General features: G+C 34.5%; 1 protein-coding gene. It reads right to left on the bottom strand.

What is annotated here, in order from left to right; genetic code table 11:
• Window positions 1–785: discoidin domain-containing protein (locus B2S90_RS07435; RefSeq protein ID WP_286696805.1), on the bottom strand; the 785-nt coding region annotated here is incomplete at its 3' end.
• Window positions 786–953 lie beyond the last annotated feature (168 nt).

Here is a 953-nt window from a genome sequence, read left to right as displayed (position 1 = left end):
ATATCAAAACTCTTTACGTTAGATGGCATTGGTGCTACATCTCTTTCAAAGAAATGAATCTTAAGTTCCTTAACGAGAGTCAATCCAGCAAATTTAGTATTTAACCAGATATTAGTAGTTGGATTTTCATAATCACTTGCCCAGCGGTTCGCTTTTTCTGTGCTTCCATCTTTTACTTTATCTGGACTAAGTGTATTAGCTTCACTACTTGATGCAGTGACTGTAGCATTTGCCATATGGTTCTTATTAGGCGTAGCATCTGCTTTTTCAATGATTTTACTATAGACTTCAATTTCATTGATTCCGACATTTTTCCAGTTGATTGTACCTGCATCTGCAGAAAGTACAGTTACCTTTACTTTAGTGGCTTGATGATCTTTATCTAACTGAATGATTTCAGCTTGTTTAGCTTTAGTAGTCTTTCTATATACTTCTTTATATTGTCCGTTTTCTTCTAGTTCAATCTTATAGCCTAGAATATTCTGTGCATCATCCGTTCTTTCGAAATTGATATTAATCTGACGTACTGTCTTTTCTCCACCTAGATTAATTTCAATCCATTCATTGTCTGCCTTATTCTGTGCAGTTCCCCAGCGAGTCTTAATATCACCATCTACTGCTTTGCTTGGTGATGTAGAATCTACTTCATAACTACTTGCATTAACAGTACATCCTTTAGCAAGATTTGAGTTTTCTACAGCATAGACTGGTCTTACATCAACAAATGCAGCATTCGCAATCATGACAGTTGCAACTAATCCAATAACACCTTGTTTTTTGTTCATTATCCCTTTTCCTTTCTTTTCTATATAGGACCAACAAAAAAGACCAAAGTACCCCTCTAAAAAAGAAGGTTTACTTTGGTCTTGCCTAATTCAATAGTAACAATCCTATACGTTTTTCACACGGTGAAATGATAGCACTTACAATATACTTATTCAAGTATTTTTTTA

Origin of the sequence: Catenibacterium sp. UBA627 (assembly GCF_002299355.1) — a bacterium.
Classification (GTDB): domain Bacteria; phylum Bacillota_I; class Bacilli_A; order Erysipelotrichales; family Coprobacillaceae; genus Catenibacterium; species Catenibacterium mitsuoka.
The sequence above is the reverse complement of the archived record's forward strand: the minus strand, read 5'-3'. Positions and strand labels throughout refer to the sequence as shown.